We start from the raw sequence: 24,608 nt of genomic DNA on the forward strand, positions 1-24,608 counted from the left end.
GCGGTTACTCCACGCGACTCGGAGGGCCGCACTCCTGTGTGAAATTTTTTCAGCGGGTGACGCGGAGGCGGAGGAATTTCGACGGGCCGGAGGCGGTGACTTTGGATTTTATTTTCCGGATGACGCCGTTGTCAGAGAGGGTTTCGTCGGAGGGGGTGACTTGCGTCCATGTGCCGGTGAGGAGGGAAACTTCTTCGATCGTGTAGAGGATGTCGGTGGCGGTGAGCGAACGGTCGTAGGTGAGCGTGAGCTGGCCGGCGGCGAAGCCGGCTTGCGGTGGCGTGGACGGGAGAAGCGGATCGGCACCGGTGGCGTATTCGAGGATGTTGACGAGGCCGTCGGCGTCGGGATCGGCGAGGTCACCGGCGATGGATGAGTTGGAGGCACTGCCGCCGAACTTGAGCGAGCGCCATTGTTCGATGGGGGAGACGGATGCGACGGCGGGGTCGTTGTCGGTGATGGTGACGGTCATCGTGCTGGTGCCGAGAGATGCGCCGGTGGGGTTGGCGAGTTTCAGGATGACGGTTTGAGAAGGCTCGATGGCGGTGTCGTCGAGGATGGCGAGCGGGATGGTTTTGGCTGTTTCGCCGGAGGCGAAGGTGAGGACGCCGGGAGTGAACAGGTAGTCGATCTGGCCGAGTGCCGTACCGCCGCCGAGGAGGTAATCGACGGTGACGCCGCCGGAGGGGGCGGGCGCGGAGAGGGTGACGGAGAGGGCGAGCGCGCCGGCAGTTTCGGCGACGGTCGAGGTGGAGGCGGCGAAGCGTACTTGGACGGCGGGTACTTCGTTGTCGGTGAGGATGAGCGTGGCGGAGGCGAGGCCGAGGCCGTAGGCGCCGGGAGAAAGTGTGATCAAGGCGGTCTCGGAGCCCTCGGCGAGGGTGTCGTTGATGGGGACGAGGTCGATGGAAGCACCGACGGAACCGGCGGCGATGGTGACGGAGCCGGAGAGGGCGTTGTAGTCGGTGCCGTTGGTGGCGGAGCCGGACAGCGTGTAGGCGACGGTGAGCGCGGCGGTGGTGGCTCCGGTGCGGGAGATGTAGAAGCGGCCGGTGCTGGTTTCGGAGAAGGCGATGTTGTCGGCGGTGACGTTTACGCAGGCCTGGTCGTTATCGACGAGGCTCATCGTGGCCTGGGTGTCGAGGTGGGTGGAGTAGGCGGGGTCGGGTGTGAGGGAGAGGGTGATGGTTTCGATGTTTTCGAGGAGGGCGTCGTCGATGGGGGTGACGGTGATATCGGACGTGGTGTTGCGACCGATGGAGAGTGTGCCGGGGAGGGCGGTGAAGTCGGTGCCGTTGGTGGCGGTGCCGGTGATGGTGTAGCGGACGGTGATGTTACCCGTGCCTGTGCCCGTGGTGGTGATACGGAAGCGGCCGGTGTCGGAAGGTTCGGAGACGGCGCCGTCGGCGATGCCGACGGTGACGACGGGGGCGTCGTTGTTGTCGGCGATGGTAACAGTTGCGAGCGAAGGGCTGCCGCTGACGTAGGCGGTGCTGCTGCGGATCTGTAGGACGACGGTTTGCGACGGTTCGCCGAGGGAGTCGTCAACGGGCTCGATGGTGACGGTGCCGCTGCTGGCGCCAGCGGCCAGTGTGAGGACACCGGGGACGGGGAGGTAGTCAACGCCTTGGGCGGCGGAGCCGGAGAGCGCGTAGTTGATGGTGAGCGGGAGGCTGGTGTCGCCGGTGCGCGAGAGGAGGAAGATGCCGTTGTCGGGACCGACTTCGGAGGCGGCAGAGTCTAGCGCGGTGACAGTGATTGTGGGGATGTCGTCGTCGAGGAGGCTGAGGGTCTGCGTGGTGGAGCCGGGGGCGATGATGTAGGCGGCGTTGGCGGCGAGGGCGACGGTGACAGTTTCGGTGCCTTCGACGGAGGAGTCGTTGATGGGAGAGAAGGTGAGCGTGGCGGAGGATGCGCCGGCGGGAATGGTGAGGGAGGTGCCGACAGCGGTGTAGTCGATGGCGGGCGAGGCGGCGCCTGCGAGAGTGAAGGCGACGGTGAGGGCGCTGGACGTGTCGCCGGTGCGAGAGATGAGGACGGAGGCGGAGTCTGCGGCTTCGGTGGCGAAGGCGTCGGTCGTGCGGATGCTGACGACGGGCTTGGTGGTGTCGTTGTCCTGGATGATCAGGGTGGCGATGGCGGGGCCGGAGATGGTGTATCCGGAGCCTGGAGCCAGTTCGAGGGTGGCTATTTCGGGGCCTTCGGCGGTGGCGTCGTCGGTCGCGGTGACGACGAGATCGAGCGAGGAAGCGCCGGCGGGGATGGTGGCGGTGTAGCCGGGGGAGGCGGAGACGAGGTCGGGCGAGAGCGTGTAGTCGCTGCCTTTGGGGGCGGTGCCGGTGGGGTAGAAGAAGCGGACGGTGAGGGCGCTGGTGGTAGCGCCGGTGCGCGTGAGGGTGAAGCGGCCGGTGTTGGTGCCTTCGGTGCAATCGGTGTCAGTTACGGCGAGAGAGACGGTGGGTGTGGCGGTGGCGGCGAAGTGGGCGGAGGAGAAGTCGGCGGAGACGGTGAGCGGATTGGCGAAGCCGGAGGCGGCGAAGGTGTAGCCGTTGAGCGCGGCGGCGAAGGTGTAGCTGCCGGCGGCGAGGCCGGAGATCGTGTAGGTGCCGTCGGTGTTGGTGTACGAGCCGCGATAGTTAGCGCCGGTGAGGCCGTTGTGGACGCGGACGTTGGCGAGAGGCTGGCCGGCGAGCGTGATCTGGCCGGAGACGCGGAGGGTGGTGGGCGAGCCGACGCGGACGATAGTGGAGCGGCTGGCGGTTTTGCCCTTCATGTCGGAGACGACGCAGCGGACGACGTAATCGCCGGCGGTGCTCCAGCTTTTGGTGACGATGGCGGCGTTGGCGGGGTGGAAGGTTTTGTCGCCGAAGTCCCAGGCGTAGCTGAGGGCGTCGCCATCGGAGTCGGAGGCGGTGGCGGTGAGCGTAATGGAGGTGTTGGGCGCGGCGGTGATGGCGCTGGTGGAGAGCGCGAGGGTGGGCTCCTGGTTGCCGGGGAAGGTGCCGAGGTTGACGACAACGTCCATGGACTCTGGGGCGGTGCCGACTTTGCCGAGGGGCGTGAGGTGGATGCCGGCTTCGAAGTCGGAGAAGGTGCGGCCGACGGTGAGGGCGGCGTCGGTGCGGTCGTCGGGACTGCCGGGAGTCGTATCGAGAAGCTGGGCACCGTTCTCGCTGCTGTACCAGGCGCTCCAGTTGAGGAGAATGCCGTCCTTGGTCCAGCGGTTGGAGCTGAGGGAGCGCTGGCGGAATTCGGCCCAGTAGTCGCGGTCGCTGTCCTTGACGATTTTCAGGGCGTAGCGATTGGCGGGGTTGAGGCTGGATTGGTCGTAGGCGGCGATGCGGTAGGTGCCGCTGGTCGTCACGGTCTGGACGAAGGGGGCGGTGGGGAGCCAGTTGAGGATGTTTTTGTGGTTGGCGTTGAACTGGAGGTCGCCGGCGGAGGCGCTGCCCATGGTGTCGAACGGGTTGCCGTATTCGGTATTTGAACCGGTGCCGATAATGGAGGCGCCGCTGGTGTTCCAGAAGTTGGCGTGCCAGACGCCGAAGTTGTGGCCGAGCTCGTGGCAGATGACGCCGACGGAGATGCTCTTGATCCACGAGCCTTTGCCGCCGACGTAGCCGAGGCCACCGAAGCCGCCGGGGCCGCCGGTGTAGGTGACGATGTCGAGGTCGTACTGGTTGGTATCGTAGCCGAGGCGGCGGGCGACTTCCTGGGCGTCGGAGCGGAGATCGTACTCATCGCCGCCGCCGCTGGTGTACCAGGCCTCGCTGCGCGGGAGAACAATGAGCGGAGCGACGGTGGTGACGAGGTAGAGATTGCCGTAGCTGTTTTCGATGAACCAATCGTTGACCTGGCGCATCATGTCGTAGGCGGCGGTCTCGGTCTGCGGGTCGCGGTTGGAATCGGGAAAGGTGACGCGCATGTAGAGGAGCGAGCGGACGCCGGTGCTCTGCGTGCTGGTGATAGCGGTGGTGGGTTTCACCGCGCCGCCGCTCATGCCTTCGCCGGCGACGAGGCGGTCCTCGATGATCTGGATGTGGCCGCCGCTGCAGACGTATTGGATGGTGCCGGCGATCTCGACGGCGGGAGTTTCCTCGGTGATAGCGGGGAGCTGGGTGTTGTTGGAGGCGGCGAGAGCGTCGGCGATTTTTCCGGAGACGAGGCAGGTCTCGACGCGGGGTTTGGAGGCGTCGGGGATTTCGCCGGCTTCGAGGATGCGGAGCGGACGCTCGTCGAGGGCGAGGGCGCGGTCAATGGCGATGCCGGAGACGTGTATGGACGGTGTGGTGACTTGGGAAGAGCGGCGACCGAAGACGTAGGCGTTGTAGCGCGGGCCGTTTTCGATCTGGACGATGCGGCGGAGGGCGGGGAAGTCGGGCGCGATGCCGACGGCACCGAGGACGCCGAGGGAGCCGCGGGTGCTGACGCGCTCTTCGAGGAGCGCGAGAATGTCGGCGGGGAGTTGCTGACGTGCGACCATGGGCACGGCGAGCGCGAGGGCACGGCGTGGATCGGTCGTGATGAGTCGGGCGAGGACGGCGCGGCGGGTGGCGGCGTGGGCGCGGCCCTCGACGAGAAGCGCGGTGCGGTCGGCGGGAGAGGCGGTGAGGTAACGGGAGAGCCAGTCGTTGAAGCGGGCGAATTCGGCGGGGAGGCCGGTGGTGTCAGCGAGGGAGGGTGCGGGGGACGAGGAGGTGATGAGGGTTGAGGAGTCGGAAGCGAGAGGAGTGGAGGTGGTCGAGGAATCGGAGGCTGTGAGAGCGGACGCTGGGGTTGAAGCGGGAGCGCGGTGGGTGGGCGGGCGGTTCCAGAGGACCAGCGCGGCGACGAGAACGAGGGAGGAAAGCAGGGCCGCGAGGACGCGTTTTTTTGGGGTATTCATGGGCTGGGCACGGTTCGCCGATGAATGATTTTGATGCCCGCTTCGGGAGAGGCGGGCAACGCGCCGAGGGCCGGAGCGAGGTGACTTACAGGGGATTTACCGAGGGAAGTCGGAAGTCCTGTTAAGAAAGTGTCAGGGCTGGGGTGTTTCCATCAGACGCGGCCGCGTTTTGGCAGGGCGCAGGCGTGGAGGCGTCAGGACGCGGCGGGAGTTTCTTGATCCCAGCCGAAGAGGGCGCGACGGCGGAAAAGGAGGCGGTTGAGCGCGAGGGCGAAGGCGACGCAGGCGGGGACGGTGACGCCCATGATGTGGAGGAAGTGCCACGGGCGCGGGACGGAGGCGGGGTGGAGGGCGTGGAGTTTTTCCCATCCGAAAGTGAGGGCGGCGTAGAGCGCGGCACCGAAGGCGATGGTCGCGATGACGGCGCGGGCATCGACGTTGCGGAAGAGGAGGCCGACGATGAAGGCGGAGAGGACCGGCATGCTGAAGATGCCGAGGGATTGCTGGATCACGGCCATGATGCTGCCCGCACCCATGTATAGCGGAATCAGGAAAACCGATACGATGGCGATGAGCGCGGAGACGGTCATGCTGAGGCGGCGGATGTCGCCGTCGGCGCGGATGTAGCGTTGATGGAGATCGCAGACGTAGAGGGCGGCGGAGGAGTTGAGGACGGAGTTATAGCTGGAGATGACGGCGGCGAACATCGCGGCGGCAAAAGCGCCGGAGAGCCAGTGGGGAAGGATGTCGCCGACGAGACGGCCGTAGCTGGCGTCGCCGATGGGGCCGTAGAGTTTATAGGCGACGAGGCCGGGGATGACGACCATCGCGGGGATGAAGGGTGCGCGGAGGAAGAGGGCGAGGTAGATGCCTTTGCGGGCTTCGCGGAGATCGGGGGCGGCGAGGGCGCGCTGGGTAATCGTCTGGTTGGTGCTCCAGTAGTAGAGCTGGCAGAAGACCATGCCGGTGAGGAGCGTCGGCCAGGGAATGGGGTCGGTGGATTCGCCGAAGAGACGGAGGCGTTCGGCGGGAATGCCGGAGAAGTCCCAGCCGATGGCGTTGAGCGCGAAGAAGACGAGGGCGCCGCCGAGGCCGAGGACGAGGATGCCGCAGTAGGTGTCGGAGATGGCGACGGCGCGGAGTCCGCCGAAGATGGCGTAGATCGCACCGACGATCGCGACGGCGATGCCGACGGTGAAGACGGTGTTGAGGCCGAGCAGGGTGTCGCCGAGGCCGAACATGGACTTCATCACGAGGCCGCTCGTGTAGAGCATGGCGGGGAGGAATATGAAGATGTTGCCGATGAGAAAAACGAGGGCGACGGTGGCGCGGATGTGTTTGTTGTTATACCGGCGCTCGAGGAGTTCGGTGACCGTGGTGCACTTGTAGCGGTAGTAGATCGGAAGGAAAATTTTCGCGAGGAGGACGAGGCCGATGGCGCCGGAGATTTCCCACCAGACTATGTTGAGCGTCTGCGAGCCGCTCATGCCGATGAAGGTGTCGGTGCTGATGTTGGTCAGCGTGATGGTGCCGCCGATGAAGACCCAGTTGAGTCCGCCGCCGGCGAGGAAGTAGTCGCGGGTGCTTTCGGTGGAGCGGGTGGCCTTGCGGCAGTGAAGCCAGGTGGCGAGGGCGACGAGCGCGGTGAGGGCGAGGAAAACGGAAAGCTGGATGAGGGCTTCGGGGGGCATGGGGCGGGGTTCTCCAGGACACCGTGTGGAAGCTCCGTCAGGAGCAAGGGGGCTGCGACCAAACAGTACGAAGTTCGAAGGCGGAGCACTTACGTACCGGTCTCCGGATTCGATCTCTGCTACAACGCGTCGAGAATATCTTCTGGCCTCTTCGCATCTTTTGGTGACGGAAGATACGAAGGAAGCATGAGAAGCTTGAACTTAGGGGTCCAGAGGTAGCAGCGACGTACATCCCATTCATTCTTACCGAAAAGCTCACGAGCTTTCAGAATAGCGCGGTCGCCATTGCGACTGAGCGCCCAAGCGTCGCGCTCGTGGCCCAAGAGATATTCCAGTTCGACGCAGTCCTTTCGTGCCCACGCTAGCAGTGTATGATAGCGAGATTCATTCTGGCCATCGTAGGGAGGGAGATCGTGGCGAGTGACTTCGTAATAACCAGTTTGAATGATATGCCCGATGACCTCTTGCTTGGTGTTAGAGCCGCGTAGCTCAGCCAATGCTTGCATCACAAGGATCATGCACTGGCCTCGATTGCTGTAGGGACTCATAGATTTCAGATGTGTGTAGGCCGTGTGAGTTGAGTGAAGTTGTTTACGATAGCTTAAGGGCTGAAGGCGTACTCGGAAAAGTGTCGGCTGACTTCGGCGGAGTCGGGGGTGCCGGAGTAGAAATAGAAACGGTAGCGGAGGGTGAGTGTTTCGCCGGCGGGGAGGGTGTAGTTGCCGAGGTCGGACGGGAGAGGCTTTTCTTTGGTCGTTTCGAAGGCGGACTGGCCGAAGGGGTTGGCGGCGAGGAGGCCGTAGTCGCGGGCCATCCACCAGGTGGGGTGGCGGAGGTTTTGCGGGTAGTCGAAGAGGGCGACGCCGTAGGGTTTGCCGTTGTGCTCGGCGTAGTAGGCGCACCAGGCGGCGCGTTTGCCCCAAGTGGCGGCGTCGCGGTCGTTGGCGGAGTTGAGGATGTGGCCGGAGCCGGGCCATTCTTTGCCGCCCTGGCGGTGGGGCATGACCATCCACTGGGCGACGCGGAGGGCCATGACACCTTCTTTGTTGTCGCCGATGACGAGGGGTTTGTCGGCAAGGGCGTGGATGGTGACTTCGTAGTCGAGAAAGCGGGCGTCTTCGGTGCCGTGGAAGCGGAGGGTGGTTTCGTCGGTGGCGATGAGTTCGCCGGTGGGGGCGGTCCAGCGGTTGCGGACGCGGAGTTCGCCGATTGGGCCGTCGGTGGTGGAGACGATGCCGTCGTGGACGGTGAGGCCTTTGGGGAATTTGGTGCCGGAGGTACCTTCGTTCCAGAAGTCGATTTTGTTCACGTCGCCGTGGGCGAACATGAGGGCGCGCTGGTGTTTGTGGTCGGGCTCTTCGTGGGGCGCAGGTTTTTCGGGGAAGTCGCGGACGAGGGAGGTGCCGTCGGCGAGGAGGATGGGGTAGCAGTAGGGGCGGGAGGCGCCTTTGAAGATGTAGTCGGTGAAGTGCGTGCCCGCGATTTCGATACGGATGCGGTCTTCGAGGCGGGTGAGGGTGACGGCGGGGGGGGCGGAGTGTGTGGGGTTGGAGGCGGTGGCTGGATCGGCGGAGTGGAGGACGGAAATTTTGGACAGGATTAAGAGGATGAACAGGATTGCCGGAGGGCGGAGGAGGATTTGGCGCATCGGTGGCGGCGGAGGTAGTTGTTAGTTTGTGTTTGGTAGTTGGGTCGGGCGGCCGAGCGCGGGGACGCAGGAAGTGGAGAACGAGTACGAGTAAGAGACCGAGAACGATTCGGGGTCAGAGTTCTTCGAGCCAGAGGTTTTGGAATTCGATGGGGTGGCCTTCCATCTGGAGGGCGATGGCGCCGGCGACGGCGGGGAGTTTGGTGGCGGTGTTCTGGCGGATGCCGTTGACGAAGACTTCGATGGTGTCGCCGCGGCAGGTGATGTCGTAGCTGTTCCATTCGCCGTGCGGTTTCTCGGAGGAGTCGGCGAGGCGCGGGAGGCGTTTGCGGTTGTTGGTGAGTGGGGCGTCGGGGATGTCGAGACCGAGGCCGATGAACTGGCCGGCGTTGCCAGTCTTGAGCTGGGCTTCGTAGCAGAGCGGCCAGATTTTGTCGGGGCCGTGGGTGTGGAGGAGCAGGCCGCTGTTGGCATTTTCGGAGGAACCGGCGGGCCAGCGCCATTCGATGTGAAGGCGGTAGTGTCCGTAGGCGCGGTCGGTTTTGATGTAGCCGAAGGTCTTGGTGTCGAAGCGGAGGGTGTTGTCGGTGACGCTCCAGGTGGATTTCGGGTCGGTGGCGGTGGCGCCGTCGGCGGGGGGAGCCAGGAAAAGTTTCCAGCCGGTGAGGTCGCGGCCGTTGAAGAGCGACGTGCGTGTGATGAGCGGGACGGCGTTTTCGAGGCCGGTGCCGGTGACGTTGCGCGTGGTGAGGACCGGGCCGTTGGCGACGGTGACGGCGATGTCCTTGAGCGTGACGCCGGTCATGTGGACGAGCGACATGCCTTTGGCGGCGGTGCCGGTGATATTGGCGAGAGAGAGGTTTTCGACGGGCTTTTCCGGAGTGACCTGCGTGCCATCAATGATGGTGGTGGCGTTGTGGAGACGGACGTTGGTGAAGCTCAGGTTTTTCGCGGAGGGAAAACCAAGCAGGCCGGGGACGGGATCGTCGGCGGTGTTGGTGTTGCCGCCGACGGTGAGGTTGATGCGCAGGAAACCGCCGTTGAGGATTTCGAGGTTTTCGGCGGTGATGTTCTCGGTTGTGCCCGCGCGGCCGATACGCGTCTTGATGTAAATCGCGTGGGTCTTGGAGTCGAAGGAACAGTTCTCGATGCGGACGTTGCGGACGCCGGCGGAAGTTTCGCTGCCGATCCCAATTGAGGCGAAGTGGCGGCAGCGGAGCTTGCAGTTGCGGATGACGATGTCTTCGGCGGGCTTGGCGATGCGCGCGCCGTTGAGGCCGCGGCCGGATTTGAGGCTGATGGCGTCGTCGCCCGTATCGATGTCGCAGCCCTCGATCAGGACGTTTTTGCAGGAGTCGATGTCGATGCCGTCGCGGTCGCCGCGGATGGTGAGGTTTTTGATGACGACGTCGGTGCAGAAGGTCGGGTGCGTGGCCCAGTTACCGCCTTGGGTGACCGTGAAGCCTTCCCAGCGGACGTCGTGGCAGTTGATGGGTTCGAGGATGACGACGCCGCGCGGGTTTTGTGGTTTGGCGACGGCGGGATTTCCCTCGATGCGGCCAGGGCCGACGATGGCGATGTGATCGGCGTTGTTGGCGGAGATGAGTGCGCGGCGGCCCGGTTGCCAGCGGCCTTCCCAGCGGACGTCGACCATCGGGTAGTCTTCGACGTCGGGGCTGCCGATGAGGACGGAGTCGGCGGCTGCAAAGCGGAGCGTGGTGCGTGTGCCGAGCTGGATGCTGCCGATGAGATAGCGGCCGGAGGGGACGAGGACTTCGCCGCCGCCGGAGACGGCGCAGGTGTCGAGCGCGCGCTGGAAAGCGGCGGTGTCTTTGGTGGTGCCGTCGCCGAGGGCGCCGAAATCGCGGACGCTGAACGTGGCGGCTGCCGTGGTGGTGGTTGCTGAGTGCGCGGAGCAGATGAATCCCGGAAGGACGGACAGGATTAAGAGGATGGACAGGATTGTCGGAAGGTGGAGCGGGCGGAGTCGGAGGATGGAGCCGATGGGACTCATGGTGGATAGGGTTGAGGGAAGATGGGCGGGGGGACGGACCACTCGCTGGTACTCGTGGCTACGGTTTACTCGGACGGAAATTGATCGAAGCGGCGGGTGACGGGTTTGCCGAGGAGGTGTTTGTCGGCGAAGTCGAGCATGGCGGTCCAGTCGTCGGCGGTGATGGTGTGACCGTGTTCGGCGTAGTTGATGCCGAGTTTGTCGGTGGCGTTGAAGAGCGCGTAGACGGGCTGTGCGGCGAGGGTGGATTGTTTGACGGCGTTCATGACAGAGACGCCATCGGTCGTGCCTTCGAGGGCGATGAAGGGGCGCGGGGCGATCAGGGCGAGGAACCAGTGTTGGTCGAAGGGGAGTTTGTCTGTTTGACCGCGGAACGGGTGGAGGTGCGGGGAAAACCAGTTCGGGTATTTTTTCATCATGAGGTCGAGGCCTTCTTTGCCGCCGCGGCCTTCGCCGCTGAAACGGTAGGCGCCGACTCCGCCGCCGCCGGTGACAACGGGAGCGCCGAGTGCGATGCGGTCGTCGAAGGCGGCGGCGACCATGGCGGATTTGCCGGTGCGCGAGATTCCGGAGACGATGACTTTGGAGGCGTTGAGCGCGGAGTCGGTTTCGACGTAGTCAACAATCCGTGACACGCCCCAGGCCCAGCCGCCGAGGATGCCCCAATCATACTCGGGATAGGCGGGATAAAAGCGTGTGGTGCGGAAGGCCCAGCTGCCGTCGGGGAGACGGAGCGTGGTGTCTTCGGCGCAGTCGTTATTGTTGAAGGTGATGTAGGCGTAGCCGCGGGCGAGGATCGGGCGGATGCGTTTGGCGAAGGCTTCGAGGTCGGCGTTTTCGGAGGACTTGGGTGCGACGGGGTTGCCGCCGGAAAAGGAGGACGCGGCTGCGGTGTTGACGGACGTATTGGTTGCTGACGTTGGTGCGAGCGCAGGTTTTGAGGGCTCGACGGGGAGGAGTGCGTTTACTCCTTTGCCCTGGCCGGGTGGGCGGGAAAGTGCGGGCAATGGCGATGCGCCCGGAGGTGTGCCGCCGGGGAAAATGACGACGGGGAAGGAGGTGTCTGCGGGAGCGGAGGGCGTGAAGATGCCGATGTTGAGGGAGAGTTTTTCACCGGGACCGAAGGTGAGGTGGACGAGTCGGTAGCTCGCGAAACCGTCGAGAACGGGACGCGATGAAATGACACGGCCTTTGACGTTGCCGGGGGCGGGAGGGATCGCACCGACGGCGTAGTATTCCAGTGTGCGGCGGATTTCGGTGCGGTGTTTTTGCCAGGCGTCGCTGGACGTGATGCGGGTGCCGTCGGTTTTGAGGAGTGGGTCGGGCAGGGCGGTCTGGAGGGGAAGCGCGTCGGGGCCGGGGAGGGGAGCGAGATTTGTTTTGATCGAAGGAACGGGGATTTCGCGGGGATCGGGTTCACCGGCGATCATCGTGGGATCGGGCGCGGTGGGTTGCGCGTGGAGCGACGGAGACCGAAGTGAGGACAGGATTAAGAGGATGGACAGGATTGTCGGAAGGCAGCGGGCGGGGATGCGGTGAGAACGGCGCATGGGATTGGGGTTGTTGGCTAGACGATCAGGGGAGGGGAAAGCTGCGGGTGAGTTTAACGCGGAGTCGCGGAGGGCGCGGAGATCGGAAAGGGCGGAGCGTCAGCCGAGGGCGAGGGCGATGATGCCGAGGGCCATGCCGCTGGCGGCGAACAGACGGCGGCGGGTGTCGCCCTCCTTAAGGATTTTCGCGCCGAAGAAGGCGCCGATCACGATGCTGATTTCGCGGGCGGGCGCGATGTAGCTGACCGGCGTGAATTTCATGGCGGTGAGGATGAGCACGTAGCCGGTCGAGCCGAGCACGGCGATAGTGAGTGCGTGCCAGCGGTGCGTGCGCCATTCGAAGGCGATTTCGGAGCGGCGGCGCAGTGCGAATGGGGTGAGCGAAGCGGTCACGACGATTTGCGTGCCGGCGTCGTAGAGGATCGGCGGGATGTGGAGGTGGGCGACGGCGCGTTGGTCCCATACGGTGTAGATCGCGATGACAAGGCCGCAGGCGACGCCGTAGAAAATAGCCTGGCGCAGGTGCGCGCGGCTTTGGTGGAGGAGTTGCGGACCGCCAGTGAGGTAGAAAACGCTCGCGACAATCACGGCGCCGCCGACGAGGGCGAGCGGCGTAGGGCGTTCATGGAAAATCGCGATGGCGGCGATTGTGGAAAGCAGCGGCCCGGTGCCGCGGGCGAGCGGATAGATGAGGGAAAAATCGCCGGTGCGGTAACCGCGCTGGAGCAGGAGCGAGTAGGCGATTTTTGCGATGCCTCCGCCGAGGATGACGCCGAGTGCGGTGGAAGACAGGGCCACCGGATGCGTGGCGCAGTAAGCCACGGTTACCGGCAGGTAGAGAACCAGTGCCATCGTGCCGCACAACCAGACGAAGGGGATGCCGCCGCCCGCGCGCTTGGCGGCGAGGTTCCACGTCGCGTGCATGAAGGCGGCGATGAGAACGATGACGAGGGCGAGCGCGGACATTCCACGGTGACTGTGGAGCGGGTGGTGGATTTAACGCGAGCGCGGGCTGGTGTGTTTGTGGTCGGAGGTTTGAACCACAGAGGCACGGAGGGCACAGAGGTCGGAGATCGGAATCGGAGAAATTTCAGGGGAGTGCGGCTGCGTCGGTGTTGCACGGGAATTTTTTTGTAGATCGCGTGCAAGGAATCGGGTTGGGCAGCATCTGATAGGGCGAAGATTTAATTACGCACCGATCACTCTCTGATCTCGAACCTGACTTCCCTTGGACGCTGCTGAACAACATACGCTCTTTTCCCGCTGGCTGGCGGAGCATGCCGCGCTGCTGCATCATGTGGCCAATGGCTTCGCGGAGGGCGCGGACCGGCATGATTTGATGCAGGAGTTGATGGTCGCGTTGTGGCGGGCGCTGCCGGCGTTTCGAGGAGCGGCGCAGCCTTCGACGTTCATCTATCGCGTGGCGTACAACATGGCGCTCACATGGAAACGCGGGCAGTCGAATTATCGGCGGCGCGCGGATAATTTTGAGGCGGAGATGCCGGTGTTGCCGGAAGCGAGTGCAGTGAATGAAGCGCAGCGTTCGACACGCGATCGTGAAGCGCTGGCGCTGATGTACGCGGAGATCCGCACGCTGGCGCCGATCGAGCGTTCGCTGCTGTTGATGCATCTGGACGAGGTGAGCTACGCCGGGATGGCCGAGGTGATCGGCATGACCGAGACCGCGATCGGCGCGCGGCTGACGCGGATCAAACAACGACTGATTTCAACCCTGAAGGAGAAGACCCATGAGCTACGATGAAATGAAGAATCTGTGGAAATCGCCGGACAACCGGCCCACGCCCGAGGAAACTGAGCGGCAGCGCGAAGCGCTCGTCGCGTCGCTGCGGAAGGAACACCGTGCGTTTTATCTGCGCATCGGTCTCGCGATGACGCTGATGCTGGTGCCGCTGATCGGCATGGTGAAGCATGTGATCGAAGGCGGGCCGTTTGCGTTCAATCGCGAGTGGGCGGTGCTGGTGTTGTTTGCGCTGCCGTGGATCGGTGCGGTGCTGTTTATCCGGCGCCAGCTGCGTCACCGGCGCTCACATGCGAATTATGAGCGCTCGGTGGGGCAAACGTTGCGCGCGGCGCTCGACGCGAACCACGCGGCGCAGCAACGCGCGAAGATCCTGCAAGGCCTGCTGGCGCTCACCGCGCCGGTGATGGCGCTGTGCATCTGGCAGCTGCAGGCCGTGGGCAAGGCGCGCCCGCACGAAGCGGCTTCGCTGGCGGCGTTTATGGCAATCGTGATCGCCGCGTCGTTGGGCGGAATCTTCTGGGATGCGCGGAAACTGCGCCCGCAAGAACGGAAACTCGCGGCGCTGGTGGCGGAGTTGGAGTGAGGTGCCGATAAAAAAGCCTCGCGCCTTCCGGCGGGAGACGGCGTTCATGTTTTGGGGCGGTTAACTTTTCGGAGCCGTGGTGAGCGGGCGGAAATAAACGACGATGTAGATCGTGGGGGTGTCGCCGGCGTTGCGGAGGCGCGTGGTGGCGTTGGCGACGAAATGGAAAATGGAGCCGGGGCCGCCGGTCTCGGTGCGGCCGTCGATGTGGGCTTCGACGCGGCCTTCTTTCACGATGATGATTTCCTCCTGCGTGTGCAGACGCGGTTCGCCGCTGTCCTGGCCGGGATTGAGCGTGGTGATGTGGCAATGCGAGACGTCGAGGCTGCTGGTGGGGCCGTCGAAGACATCGCGGCGCGCGCCTTTGGGCGTGGGCGTGACGGGCATTTTTTCCCAATCGTAGAGTTGGGAGGTGAGCGGGGATTTTTTCTCGGACATGAGAGGTTCGAGCCAGACGTTGCGGAACTCGATGGGCGCGCCCTCCATCTGCAGCGCGATGTTGCCGGAGGTGACGGGGAGTTTTTGCACGAAGTTTTGCCGCACGCCGTTGACGGAGACCTCGATCGTCGCGTCGCGCACGACGATGTCGTAGCTGTTCCACTCGCCGTGCGGTTTTTCGGAAGGCGGCGCGAGACGCTCGGCGCGCTTGCGGTTGTTGGTGAGCGGCGCGTCGGGGATGTCGAGGCCCATGCCGACGACCTGGCCGGCGTTGCCGGTTTTCAACTGCGCCTCGAACGCGGCGGGCCAGGCGAGATCGGGGCCGTTGACGTGGAGCATCACGCCGCTGTTGCTGCGCTCGGTGGCGGCGGCGTCCCAACGCCATTCGACGTGGAGCCGGTAGTTGGCGAAGGATTTTTCGGTGCGGATATAGCCGTTGATTTTCTTGGCGTCCAAGCGCAGCGCGCCGTCGTGCATGGACCACACGGTCGCGGGATCGACGGTGGCGTCGGTAAGGAAGATTTTCCAGCCGGTGAGATCACGGCCATTCCAGAGATCGATGCGCTGCGCGTGCGCAGCGACGCTGGCGCAGATGAGAAGGCTGATGGTTGCGAAGAAAGAGCGCATAACCGGGGTTGGGTTTGCCGTCGGGGTGGCGGCGGGGTGAAGGCGGTGAGCCGGGGCGATGGCTCGATGGTCCAGACGGTGGCGGGAAATCCGATCAGAGCGAGGCGGGCTGGATCGGTGGGTCAGATAGTGGGCGCCAAACACGACTTAGTGGCGGGTTGAAACCAGGTTTTCTGGCCAACTAAGGATCGCAGAAATACTGCAACCGCCTAAATCGTATAATCGATTTCTTTGCCTGTAGCGCCTTTAGGGGCCGTAATGACTCCTAAAGGCAGTTCATAATTTAGAAGTAGTTCAGGAATATCGTTTTCAACTCCTGACACGATTTCTTCAAATACGCTTATTAGTTTGGTGGGAATGCTCCACCAGGCATGGAAAACGACATTCCTTATTTTATAGAATATTTCGCAATAGCTGCCGCTTTCTTCTACATCACAACCGCGCAAAAATTCTGTCATGTGTGTTAGGGTTGGCGACGATTGAAGGGAGTTTTTTGAACGCACTTCGAAGAGTTCTTTAAGTCGCGTTTTTTCTGAGAATGCGTCCTTCAAAGCGTGAAATGTGTTAATGATTTTCATGCCGTTCGGATCTACGGCTGAAAGTTCAACGAGTAGCTTTTGGGTGTGATTTCGGAGCTCCAGTTCAAGGATCCGCTCGACTATTTGATAGAGGTAAAAGAAGCGGAGAATTGTGTCATCTGGGCAGCTCAGCCGTCTACCGATGAGTTTTGCGAGGAGGCCATCTGTCGCGAGTGTGATGGATAGAGCTCTAAGCCCTAGTCGATCCGCCTTGGTCGCTGAGTCGAAATTTGATCTTACGGTGTTGAGTCTTTTCGGGCTATTCTCGGATGGACTTTCCGCGAGGACATATCCGTGGCGATGCAAATCAGCATGGAGTTGATTAAGTTCAATTCCTGCGTCGCTGATCCAGGGCTTGTGAGCTGCCAGCACTACCAGTTCGCCATCGAAAAGTTCATCGATTGTGCACTCATTAGCACGAGAACCGATGGATATTGTTTCTGTATTTCGGACGATAAATTGTTCAATAATTTTATACACAGCTGCATGTGATGCCTTCTTGAAGTGCTCAGATTCCGACAGCTTATGATTTTTTGAGCCAATTGAGTTTAGGGAGAAAATAAATCCTAGACGTTTTGTCTTTGGTTGCAGCGTGACTTCCATAGCGCTGGCTTCGACATGGAAGGGATTTAGCAAAATCAGAATATCAGCCTGTGAGCAGTCGTAGGTTGGCTTTCGCTCATAAGGGAATGGTATGGAAATGCCTACTGATTCATCTTCTGCGGAATAAACCCAGAATCGACCCGCTGCATCATCCTCTCGGAATGCATTAAGGGTTACCAATGCTCCGAATCTCCCATCAATCTGCACGCTTATCGGCATAAGCTTTAGCTCATCTGAACGAGATATTTTTGATAGGCATTACTCACTGCTTCATTCAGATCCAGGTAGGAATCACCATCTGGATTAAATAGTTCGCGGAAGAAAAAATGAAAATAGAGGCGTTGCGAATTACCGATTTTTTTGGACGACAATCGTATCTGCTCCATGGTCTTGAGCAGATTTTTTAGAGCCCCTTTCGCATCCTTATTGGGTTTAAGTTTAGATATCCCTTTAACGATATCATCGAAATGCGAGATGACTTTTCGGTCTCGCAGTTTTCCTACAGCAGATCCAAACCCTGTAATCGCTTGTGATTTGGTAAAAACGCGGCGGGCGTCCTTTCCGAAGACTTGCCCTGAAATTTCTAGATCGTCGCTGTCGAATGCTTGTTCTCCTGTGAGCATTGCAAAGTGCTTAACGAACTTATCGTAAGTTTTGACGAAATCCTCGAACAATGTCGCGTCCTGATTTTCCGTAGAAAGTTTCTCGAGACTCTTAATGTTCTCCAGAATATCGAAACGATCTAGCGGAAGCTCGTTTCTTTCTAAGTAGGCGTTGAATCCCTCGATAACACTGCGAAATGTGTATTCGCCAAGTTTCTGAGGCGCGTCGTCATCGGCTTCTTTTATGACCTTTACGCCGTCAATTGGTATTTTAGCGAAATCAATGTACAGCATCTCGATTTGTTGACGTAAACTCATGGGCGTTTGGCCGGTGTTTAACGTTAACATTCGGTATAGAATACCGATGCGATTTATCCCTGCGTATACTTCGATTCTTAAGGGGAGCGAATGGAGTCTTTTTAAAGCATTCTCGTCCTTCGTTGATACTAATTCGTTGCGCAGATCGATCAGGGTGTACGTGCGCTGGAGGCCATCTAATATTAAAAGATTGTCGGCGGTTTTTTGGATAACCTCGCAAATGTTTTTAAGAGTGATCGCACTGGCCTTTTTCACCAAGGGAAGGCCGAGAACAATTGGAGGCATGATACAGCCCTTTAGGAGGTCTTCCTTTAATAGGGCGTAAACGGAAGAGGCCGACTTCACGCGTCGTCTCTGGTATTCATTACGCTCCAATGCCTTTCCCGCTAAGCCGAGATACTCCTCGATGGTTACTTCAAGGAGGAAGTTGGACGCGTTGATTCTTGAGTCGTGAGTTAGGGCAAGGGCTTTCATTGGGGTTTGAGCAGTCAGACGGAGATGCGTCAGGTTCGTAAGCGGTGGCGAGCTTATCTGCGAGGTTTGCAGCGGCGTCATGCTGGCGCCAGCGTTCGGCGATTGAGAGCGACTGAATTGTGTCCAGCAGATCGAGGTCGATGCCAGCCTGGCGGGCGTCTTCGAGGGCTCGTTCGGACTGGGTCATGTGGGGGAATGTGCGGAGTTTTTTAGTTTGGCCAAATTTGTTTTTGTTGGAGTTGAGCGGCGTTCCAGGCGGTGGGAACGGACGACACGGAGGTCGTCCCTCCAGGGAGGCGCTGAGCGGGCACGAAAAAGCCCCGCGCTTTGTGGGCGCGGGGCTTGGAGTTTTTCGGAGGAAGTTTTCCCGGAGGATTACTTCTTCTTTGCGTTGCTGCGGGCTTCTTCGATCGCGGCCTGGGCGGCGGCGAGGCGGGCTACGGGCACGCGGTAAGGCGAGCAGCTGACGTAGGTGAGGCCGACCTTATGGCAGAACTTCACGGAGTCGGGATCGCCGCCGTGTTCGCCGCAGATGCCGAGTTTGATGCCGGGGCGGGTTTGATTGCCCTTCTCGCAGGCGATCTTCACGAGCTGGCCGACGCCGGTCTGGTCGATCGAGGCGAAGGGGTTCTTCTTCACGATCTCGTTTTCGGTGTAGGCGCCGAGGAAGCTGCCGGAGTCGTCACGCGACATGCCGAGGCAGGTCTGGGTGAGGTCGTTGGTGCCGAAGCTGAAGAACTCGGCGGTCTGCGCGATCTCGTCGGCGGTGAGGGCACCGCGCGGGATTTCGATCATGGTGCCGACGGAGTAGGCGATCTTCACCTTCTTCTCCTTCTGAACCTGGGCGGCGACTTCGTGGACAATGGCGACCTGGAGATCGAGCTCCTTCTTGAAGCCGACGAGCGGGATCATGATCTCGGGCTTGGCCTTGAAGCCGGCCTTGGTCGCATCGGCGGCCGCTTCGAGAACGGCGCGGGCCTGCATGCGGGTGATTTCTGGATACTTGATGCCGAGGCGGCAGCCGCGGAAGCCGAGCATCGGGTTGAACTCATGGAGTTCGTGCACGCGGTGCATGATTTTCTCGACCGGGATGTTGAGCTTCCGGGCGAGGTCCATCTGCTGCTCTTTGGCGTGCGGGAGAAACTCGTGGAGTGGCGGATCGAGGAAGCGGACGGTGGCGGGGAAGCCCTTGAGCGCCTTGAAGATTCCGAAGAAGTCGTCGCGCTGGTAGGGGAGGAGCTTGGCGAGGGCGGTTTCGCGGTCGGCGAGGTTGTCGGCGAGGATCATCTCGCGCATGGCGTCGATGCGGTCGCCTTCGAAGAACATGTGCTCTGTACGGACGAGACCGATACCAACGGCGCCGAAGGCGATGGCCTGGCGGGCCTGCTCGGGTGTGTCGGCGTTGGTGCGGACGGAGAGCTTGGTGGCCTGCGAGCACCACTTCATGAGCTGCACGTAGTTCTTAAACTTCTCGGTCTTCTGCGCTTCTTTGTCGTCGCTGATGAGGCCGGAGATGATCTCGGAGGGAGCGGTCTTGATCTGGCCCGCGTAAACGGTGCCGGAGGTGCCGTCGATCGAGAGGAAGTCGCCTTCTTTGAAGACCTGGCCGTCGATGGTGGCCGTCTTGGCGTCGTAATCGATCTGCACGCCAGCGGCGCCGCAGACGCAGACCTTGCCCATCTGGCGGGCGACGAGGGCGGCGTGCGAAGAAACACCACCGCGAGCGGTGAGGATGCCTTCGGCGGCGATCATGCCGCGGAGATCTTCCGGAGAAGTCTCGACGCGAACGAGGAGGACTTTTTCACCCTTCTCGGCAGCGATGACGGAGCGATCGGCGTTGAAGTAGATCTTGCCGGTGGCGGCGCCGGGACCGGCGGGAAGACCGGTGGCGATGACCTTGGCCTTCTTGACCTCGGAGAGATCGAAGATCGGGGCGAGGAGCTGCTCGAGCTGGTCGGCCGGGTTGCGGAGAACGGCGGTTTCCCAGGTGATGAGTTTTTCGCGAACCATGTCGGCGGCGAACTTCAGACCGGCGGCGGCGGTGCGCTTGCCGTTGCGCGTCTGGAGCATGAACAGCTTGCCTTCCTGAATCGTGAATTCGATGTCCTGCACGTCCTTGAAGTGCTTCTCGAGCGTGGCGCGAACCTTGAGGAGTTCGGCGTAGGACTTGGGCATGACGTCCTTCAGCTTGAGGACGGGCTCGGGGGTGCGAACGCCAGCGACAACGTCTTCGCCCTGGGCGTTGATGAGGAACTCGCCGTAGAACTCGTTGACGCCGTTCGCGGGATTGCGGGTGAAGGCGACGCCGGAGCCTGAGGTGTCACCGGTGTTGCCGTAGACCATGGCCTGGACGTTGACGGCAGTGCCCCACTCGGAGGGGATGTTGTACTTGCGGCGATAGACGATCGCGCGGTCGTTCATCCAGGAACCGAATACAGCGCCAGCGGCGCCGCGGAGCTGATCCCAGGGATCATTCGGGAAAACTTTGCCCGTGCGTTCTTTGACGAGGGCCTTGAAGCGTTTGACGAGCTCCTGCTGGTCGGCGGCGGTGAGGTCGGAGTCGACGATGTCCTTGTGGTAGGTGTCGTGCTTGAACTTTTCGATGACGGTCTCGAATGGCTCGTGATCTTCGCCTTCCTTCTTCTGCACGCCGAGGACGACGTCGCCGTACATCTGGATGAAGCGGCGGTAGCAATCCCACGCGAAACGCTCGTTCTTGGTGGCTTTAACGAGGGCGAGGACGGTCTGGTCGTTGAGGCCGAGGTTGAGGATCGTGTCCATCATGCCGGGCATCGAGTCGCGGGCGCCCGAGCGGACGGCGACGAGGAGCGGGAAGTTCGAGGCGTCGCCGAACTTGTAGCCCATGATCTTCTCCATGTTCTTCACGCCGGCTTCGAGCTGTGCCTGAAGGGACGGTGGGTACGTGCGCTTGTTGGCGTAGTAATAGGTACAGACCTCGGTCGTGATCGTGAAGCCGGGAGGAACCGGGAGGCCGATGCGGGTCATCTCGGCGAGGTTGGCGCCCTTGCCGCCGAGGAGGTTCTTCATCGAGCCATCGCCGTCAGCTTTGGCGGCGCCCCACGTGTACACGTATTTTTGGGCCTTGGAGGCGGATGATTTTTTCGCGGGAGCGGAAGACTTGGTCTTCGCGGCGGGTTTCTTGGCTTTTGTTTTAGCGGCCATGGATGGATTGGAGGGTTGTCGGAAAAGACTTTTCCGGGCGTCCCCGGCGGGGCGCGGAAAGGAGAGAGGCAATAGGTCGGGTGCGAGGGCTGTCAACGGCGCAGCCGCCGGGAGCGGGCGCTAACGATTGCGCGGGGAGGGCGATGTTTGAGGAGCCGGAGTGGCACGAGGACTTCGGCACATTCCTCGCTTCCGTTCGGGGCGAAAACCCGCACCATCGCGGACTTTTTAGAAACCGTGAGCCCATCCGAAGACTCTTCCCACTACGACGAACCGGCCGAAGGTGCGTTGAATCCGCGCGAGAAGCCGATGGGTTTTTTCGATCATCTGGAGGAGCTACGCTGGACGCTGGTGAAGTGCGTGGCGGTGTACGCGCTCTTTGCGGCGGTGATCGGGTTTTATCTGAAGGAGTTTAATCACTTGCTGATGTGGCCGCTGGACTACGTGCGGGCGAACCGGCCGGGATTCGAGGTGCCGCTGGAGTCGATCGGCGTGTCGGAGATTTTCGGGATGATTTTCCAGGTGTGCGCGATGGGAGCGCTGGCACCGGCGGCGCCGTTCATGATTTATTTCGTGGCGAAGTTCGTGGCACCGGCGCTGGCGCCAAAGGAGCTGCGGATGATCGTGCCGGGCGGGTTGGTGGCGCTGATGTTGTTTTTGATGGGGGCGGCGCTGGGGTTTTTCGTGCTGGTGCCGCAGACGATCAACATGTCGATCGAGCTGAACGAGCTGATGGGGTTTGGCATCCAGTGGACGCCGGCGAGCTACTACAGCATTTTGTTGTGGCTGGTGCTGGGCGTGGGGCTGGGGTTCGAGTTTCCGCTGCTGATCGTGCTGCTGGTGTATCTCGGTATGTTGAGCACGGCGTTTTTGAAAAAATACCGCAGGCACGCGATCGTGTTGATCTTTGTGATCGCGGCAGTGGTGACGCCGACGACGGATCCGGTGACGATGGGGATGTTTGCGGCGCCGCTGTATGTGTTGTTCGAGCTGGCTGTGCTGGCGGGCAGCGCGATCGAGCGAGCGCGGGCGAAGACGCAGGCGAACGCCGGCTGAGTTAAGCAGCGGGCGGAAGCTTAGGATTTGGGCGCAAAAAAGCCCGCCGTGGAAAACGCGGCGGGCTTTTTGACGATGGTGGAGGTGGCGGGAGTTGAACCCGCGTGCCCCTGGGCTTTGCGTGCCGCGTCTACCGTTGTAGTGAATCATTTATCTCGTCGGGGTTACGCTAATTCACGCGCTTAAGCCCAAACATACTCCCGGGTGAAGGTACGGTCTGCGGCCCGCGAGTGGCTCCGCACACTATGCCTGCTGTCGACGTTCGTTCCGGCTAGCAGGTGTCGCCGGACAAACGACGCTGCATTAAGCAGCGAGGGGCATTTCTTCGTAGTTGCCTGTTATTTTTTTGAAGGGGGATTAACGAGGCCAACCTTCATCCTCGAACGGCAGCGGCGCACTCCAACCAAGGGTCGAATCCAGAACACCCCCAAAGTGGGAAAGTAGATGGATTGGCGTGCGGCCAATCAAAGAACGAGAGGAAGACGGTGCGGAGATTTTCGCGGACCGCAAGGGGTGATTCGTTATCGGGCGTGGAGGAGGCGGCACTTGTTAAGTGCCGTTCCGGTGGCGGACGGTGCGCCCGGAGTTCACGTGGCAGCTTTTGGCTTTCGTTGGAGAGCGGCGGGCGTCATCGGTGATGGCGATTTTACTCATGGCGAAAACGAGCGACGGACTTTCTTCGGTGGTGCAGCAGATCCGGTTTGTCGGGCGCGGGAGCGGGGCGGTGAAAACGCTGGGCGGGTTTAAGAAGAGCCATCACACGGTGCCGGATGCGGTGAATGCCTCGACGACGGCGTTCTTGGGGAAGCTGTGTGCGGGGGAAATCGCGGAGGAGGCGGAGGGCTTTTTCCAGCGGTCGAAAGAGGCGTTTGGCTACAAGCGGAAGGATCTGTCGCTCGATGTGGCGAGTCCGTTGGCGGTGCTGACGACGAAGGATTTCACGCTGGAGTGGGCGTACGCGCTCGATGAATCCGATCCGGCGGCGTGGACGCTGACGCGGACGTTGCACGGGGTGACGCGTAGCGACTTTCTGGGCACGGAGGCGTGCGCGGAGGTGTTTGGCGGACTTTTTAGCGAATTGGTTTTTGCGCTGACGAAAGGGGCTTCGGTGGAAGCGGTGATCGATGTGATCGAGGGGCTGGAGCAGGAAAGCGGAGACGGCGATGAGGCGGAGGTGGGCGCGGCGCTACGCGTGGATTATCCGTCGGATTGCGGGCACTGTGTCGTGTCGGTGGAAGGTGTCGCGGCGACGGTGAAGTTCGAGGGGGCGGAGCTGGCGATGGTGTTTCCGCGCAGCGGCGGGCCACAGGAATTGCTGGAGGGGTTTGCGGCGGTGCGGGCGGCGTTTTCGCTGACGAAGAACAAGGCGCTGGCGGGGCTGTTGAAGTAAAGAAAGCAGCTGCATCTGCGACACCCGAATCACGGGCGGGTTTTCTATGCGCTGTTGCAGGCGAATCTTCCGGGGTGGAAACGGATCGCGGCGACGCTGCCGCGACGGCGAGAGACGGAGAAATGAAAAACGCGATCCGGTGAGGGATCGCGTTTGAGGGAAGGCGTGGGGTGGCAAAAAAGCCGGAGCCGGCGAGCCGCCGGCGCCCCCGGCGGTCAGAGCATGTCGGCGACGGCGGCGCGTTCTTCGACGAGTTCTTTGTTGGTCGCGGCGATCTTGGACTTCGCGAAGTCGTCCATCGTGTAGCCGGTGATGACTTCGTAGCTGCCGGGCGTCGTGGTGCGTACGGGCATGCCGGCCCAGACGCTGGCGTCGAAGCCGTAGAGGCCGTTGGATTTGACGGCGATGGAGTGGATGGCGCCGGGCGTCGTGAGATCGCGGACGTGATCGATAAGGGCGTTGGCGGCGGAGGCGGCGGAGGAGAGGCCGCGGGCGGCGATGATGGCGGCGCCGCGTTTGCCGACAGTTTCGCAGTACGGGCCTTGGAGCCAGGCGGAGTCGGTGATGACTTCGGTGGCGGGTTTGCCGCCGATGGTGGCGTGGCCGAAGGCGGGGAACATGGTCGGGCTGTGATTACCGTAGATGAAGATGTTCTTCACGGTGGTGAGATCGACGCCGGCTTTTTTCGCGAGCTGGGCCTGGGCGCGGTTTTGGTCGAGGCGGACCATGGCGGTGAAGCGCTCGGCGGGCAGGCGTTTGGCCTGCGAGGCGGCTATCATGCAGTTCGTGTTAGCGGGGTTGCCCACGACGGCGACGCGGGCGTCTTCGGCGGCGACCTCGTCGATGATTTTGCCCTGAGAGATGAAGATCTTGCCGTTGTCCTTGAGAAGATCGGCGCGCTCCATGCCGGGGCCGCGGGGCTTGGCGCCGACGAGGAGGGACCAGTTGGCGTCTTTGAAACCGACGCGCGGATCGTCGGTGAGGACCATGCCCTTGAGCAGAGGGAAGGCGCAGTCGTCGAGCTCCATGGCGACGCCTTCGAGGGCCTTCATGGCTTTTTCGACGGGGACTTCGATGAGTTGGAGGATGACGGGCTGGTCGGGGCCGAACATCGCGCCGGAGGCGATGCGGAAAAGGAGGGAGTAGGTGATCTGACCGGCAGCACCGGTGACTGCGACGCGGATGGGGGATTTGCTCATGATGGGA

17 protein-coding genes and 1 other RNA gene are annotated in these 24,608 nt (G+C 61.9%); 5 read left to right on the forward strand and 13 right to left on the reverse strand.

The window, feature by feature from the left end; translation table 11 throughout:
- Nucleotides 1-49: 49 nt before the first annotated feature.
- The 7 genes from CMV30_RS20745 to CMV30_RS10295 all read right to left on the reverse strand — a co-directional run bounded on the left by CMV30_RS20745 (nt 50) and on the right by CMV30_RS10295 (nt 12,754).
- Nucleotides 50-4,885, reverse strand: coding sequence for a Calx-beta domain-containing protein (locus tag CMV30_RS20745; protein ID WP_096055938.1), 4,836 nt, complete (start codon nt 4,883-4,885; stop codon nt 50-52).
- A 194-nt stretch (nt 4,886-5,079) separates the two neighbouring features.
- Nucleotides 5,080-6,576: an SLC5 family protein gene (locus CMV30_RS10270; RefSeq protein WP_096055939.1), complete on the reverse strand. Its 1,497-nt coding sequence runs from the start codon at nt 6,574-6,576 to the stop codon at nt 5,080-5,082.
- A 119-nt stretch (nt 6,577-6,695) separates the two neighbouring features.
- Nucleotides 6,696-7,124, reverse strand: a complete 429-nt coding sequence (locus CMV30_RS10275; RefSeq protein ID WP_138223227.1) for a hypothetical protein — start codon at nt 7,122-7,124, stop codon at nt 6,696-6,698.
- A 53-nt stretch (nt 7,125-7,177) separates the two neighbouring features.
- On the reverse strand, nt 7,178-8,224 hold the full coding sequence (locus tag CMV30_RS10280; protein ID WP_096055941.1) for a DUF6807 domain-containing protein: 1,047 nt from the start codon (nt 8,222-8,224) through the stop codon (nt 7,178-7,180).
- 115 nt (nt 8,225-8,339) lie between these two features.
- Complete coding sequence (locus CMV30_RS10285) at nt 8,340-10,238, reverse strand: 3-keto-alpha-glucoside-1,2-lyase-like domain-containing protein (RefSeq protein WP_096055942.1); 1,899 nt, start codon at nt 10,236-10,238, stop codon at nt 8,340-8,342.
- Between the two features lie 65 nt (nt 10,239-10,303).
- Complete coding sequence (locus CMV30_RS10290; RefSeq protein WP_096055943.1) at nt 10,304-11,788, reverse strand: glucuronyl esterase domain-containing protein; 1,485 nt, start codon at nt 11,786-11,788, stop codon at nt 10,304-10,306.
- 99 nt (nt 11,789-11,887) lie between these two features.
- Complete coding sequence (locus CMV30_RS10295) at nt 11,888-12,754, reverse strand: EamA family transporter (protein ID WP_096055944.1); 867 nt, start codon at nt 12,752-12,754, stop codon at nt 11,888-11,890.
- A 262-nt stretch (nt 12,755-13,016) separates the two neighbouring features.
- Between CMV30_RS10295 and CMV30_RS10300 the strand changes: the two genes are divergently transcribed.
- The gene (locus CMV30_RS10300; protein WP_096055945.1) at nt 13,017-13,550 is read left to right on the forward strand and encodes an RNA polymerase sigma factor; all 534 of its coding nucleotides are present in this window, start codon (nt 13,017-13,019) and stop codon (nt 13,548-13,550) included.
- Nucleotides 13,537-14,133, forward strand: a complete 597-nt coding sequence (locus tag CMV30_RS10305) for a hypothetical protein (protein WP_138223228.1) — start codon at nt 13,537-13,539, stop codon at nt 14,131-14,133. The genes CMV30_RS10300 and CMV30_RS10305 overlap by 14 nt, the downstream gene beginning before the upstream one ends.
- Nucleotides 14,134-14,193: 60 nt before the next feature.
- Here CMV30_RS10305 and CMV30_RS10310 read toward each other — a convergent pair whose 3' ends face one another.
- From CMV30_RS10310 to ppdK, 4 genes are all read right to left on the reverse strand, one after another.
- Nucleotides 14,194-15,198 (reverse strand): 3-keto-alpha-glucoside-1,2-lyase-like domain-containing protein, encoded by a 1,005-nt coding sequence (locus CMV30_RS10310; protein ID WP_096055947.1) that lies wholly within the window; start codon nt 15,196-15,198, stop codon nt 14,194-14,196.
- 209 nt (nt 15,199-15,407) lie between these two features.
- Nucleotides 15,408-16,598, reverse strand: a complete 1,191-nt coding sequence (locus CMV30_RS19410; RefSeq protein WP_138223229.1) for a hypothetical protein — start codon at nt 16,596-16,598, stop codon at nt 15,408-15,410.
- Between the two features lie 5 nt (nt 16,599-16,603).
- The gene (locus CMV30_RS10320; protein WP_217494374.1) at nt 16,604-17,854 is read right to left on the reverse strand and encodes a hypothetical protein; all 1,251 of its coding nucleotides are present in this window, start codon (nt 17,852-17,854) and stop codon (nt 16,604-16,606) included.
- A gap of 294 nt (nt 17,855-18,148) precedes the next feature.
- Nucleotides 18,149-20,956: a pyruvate, phosphate dikinase gene (ppdK, locus tag CMV30_RS10330; protein ID WP_096055951.1), complete on the reverse strand. Its 2,808-nt coding sequence runs from the start codon at nt 20,954-20,956 to the stop codon at nt 18,149-18,151.
- Between the two features lie 237 nt (nt 20,957-21,193).
- Between ppdK and tatC the strand changes: the two genes are divergently transcribed.
- Complete coding sequence (gene tatC, locus CMV30_RS10335; protein ID WP_138223230.1) at nt 21,194-22,012, forward strand: twin-arginine translocase subunit TatC; 819 nt, start codon at nt 21,194-21,196, stop codon at nt 22,010-22,012.
- 76 nt (nt 22,013-22,088) lie between these two features.
- On the opposite strand, the gene ssrA is transcribed toward tatC, so the two are convergent.
- Nucleotides 22,089-22,441: a transfer-messenger RNA gene (gene ssrA, locus CMV30_RS10340) on the reverse strand.
- A 223-nt stretch (nt 22,442-22,664) separates the two neighbouring features.
- Between ssrA and CMV30_RS10345 the strand changes: the two genes are divergently transcribed.
- Together CMV30_RS10345 and CMV30_RS20920 are read left to right on the forward strand one after the other, a co-directional pair.
- Nucleotides 22,665-23,402 (forward strand): hypothetical protein, encoded by a 738-nt coding sequence (locus tag CMV30_RS10345; protein WP_096055953.1) that lies wholly within the window; start codon nt 22,665-22,667, stop codon nt 23,400-23,402.
- 15 nt (nt 23,403-23,417) lie between these two features.
- Complete coding sequence (locus CMV30_RS20920; RefSeq protein ID WP_425437110.1) at nt 23,418-23,528, forward strand: hypothetical protein; 111 nt, start codon at nt 23,418-23,420, stop codon at nt 23,526-23,528.
- An 89-nt stretch (nt 23,529-23,617) separates the two neighbouring features.
- On the opposite strand, the gene CMV30_RS10350 is transcribed toward CMV30_RS20920, so the two are convergent.
- Nucleotides 23,618-24,601, reverse strand: a complete 984-nt coding sequence (locus tag CMV30_RS10350) for a malate dehydrogenase (RefSeq protein WP_096057715.1) — start codon at nt 24,599-24,601, stop codon at nt 23,618-23,620.
- Nucleotides 24,602-24,608: the final 7 nt, after the last annotated feature.

The organism is Nibricoccus aquaticus (assembly GCF_002310495.1).
Lineage (GTDB): Bacteria > Verrucomicrobiota > Verrucomicrobiia > Opitutales > Opitutaceae > Nibricoccus > Nibricoccus aquaticus.

Coding starts and splice junctions, on each gene's coding strand:
- CMV30_RS20745 (WP_096055938.1), bottom strand. CDS start 4,885: ATGAATACCCCAAAAAAACGCGTCCTCGCGGCCCTGCTTTCCTCCCTC.
- CMV30_RS10270 (WP_096055939.1), bottom strand. CDS start 6,576: ATGCCCCCCGAAGCCCTCATCCAGCTTTCCGTTTTCCTCGCCCTCACC.
- CMV30_RS10275 (WP_138223227.1), bottom strand. CDS start 7,124: ATGAGTCCCTACAGCAATCGAGGCCAGTGCATGATCCTTGTGATGCAA.
- CMV30_RS10280 (WP_096055941.1), bottom strand. CDS start 8,224: ATGCGCCAAATCCTCCTCCGCCCTCCGGCAATCCTGTTCATCCTCTTA.
- CMV30_RS10285 (WP_096055942.1), bottom strand. CDS start 10,238: ATGAGTCCCATCGGCTCCATCCTCCGACTCCGCCCGCTCCACCTTCCG.
- CMV30_RS10290 (WP_096055943.1), bottom strand. CDS start 11,788: ATGCGCCGTTCTCACCGCATCCCCGCCCGCTGCCTTCCGACAATCCTG.
- CMV30_RS10295 (WP_096055944.1), bottom strand. CDS start 12,754: ATGTCCGCGCTCGCCCTCGTCATCGTTCTCATCGCCGCCTTCATGCAC.
- CMV30_RS10305 (WP_138223228.1), top strand. CDS start 13,537: ATGAGCTACGATGAAATGAAGAATCTGTGGAAATCGCCGGACAACCGG.
- CMV30_RS10310 (WP_096055947.1), bottom strand. CDS start 15,198: ATGCGCTCTTTCTTCGCAACCATCAGCCTTCTCATCTGCGCCAGCGTC.
- CMV30_RS19410 (WP_138223229.1), bottom strand. CDS start 16,598: ATGCCGATAAGCGTGCAGATTGATGGGAGATTCGGAGCATTGGTAACC.
- CMV30_RS10320 (WP_217494374.1), bottom strand. CDS start 17,854: ATGACGCCGCTGCAAACCTCGCAGATAAGCTCGCCACCGCTTACGAAC.
- ppdK (WP_096055951.1), bottom strand. CDS start 20,956: ATGGCCGCTAAAACAAAAGCCAAGAAACCCGCCGCGAAGACCAAGTCT.
- CMV30_RS10345 (WP_096055953.1), top strand. CDS start 22,665: ATGGCGAAAACGAGCGACGGACTTTCTTCGGTGGTGCAGCAGATCCGG.
- CMV30_RS10350 (WP_096057715.1), bottom strand. CDS start 24,601: ATGAGCAAATCCCCCATCCGCGTCGCAGTCACCGGTGCTGCCGGTCAG.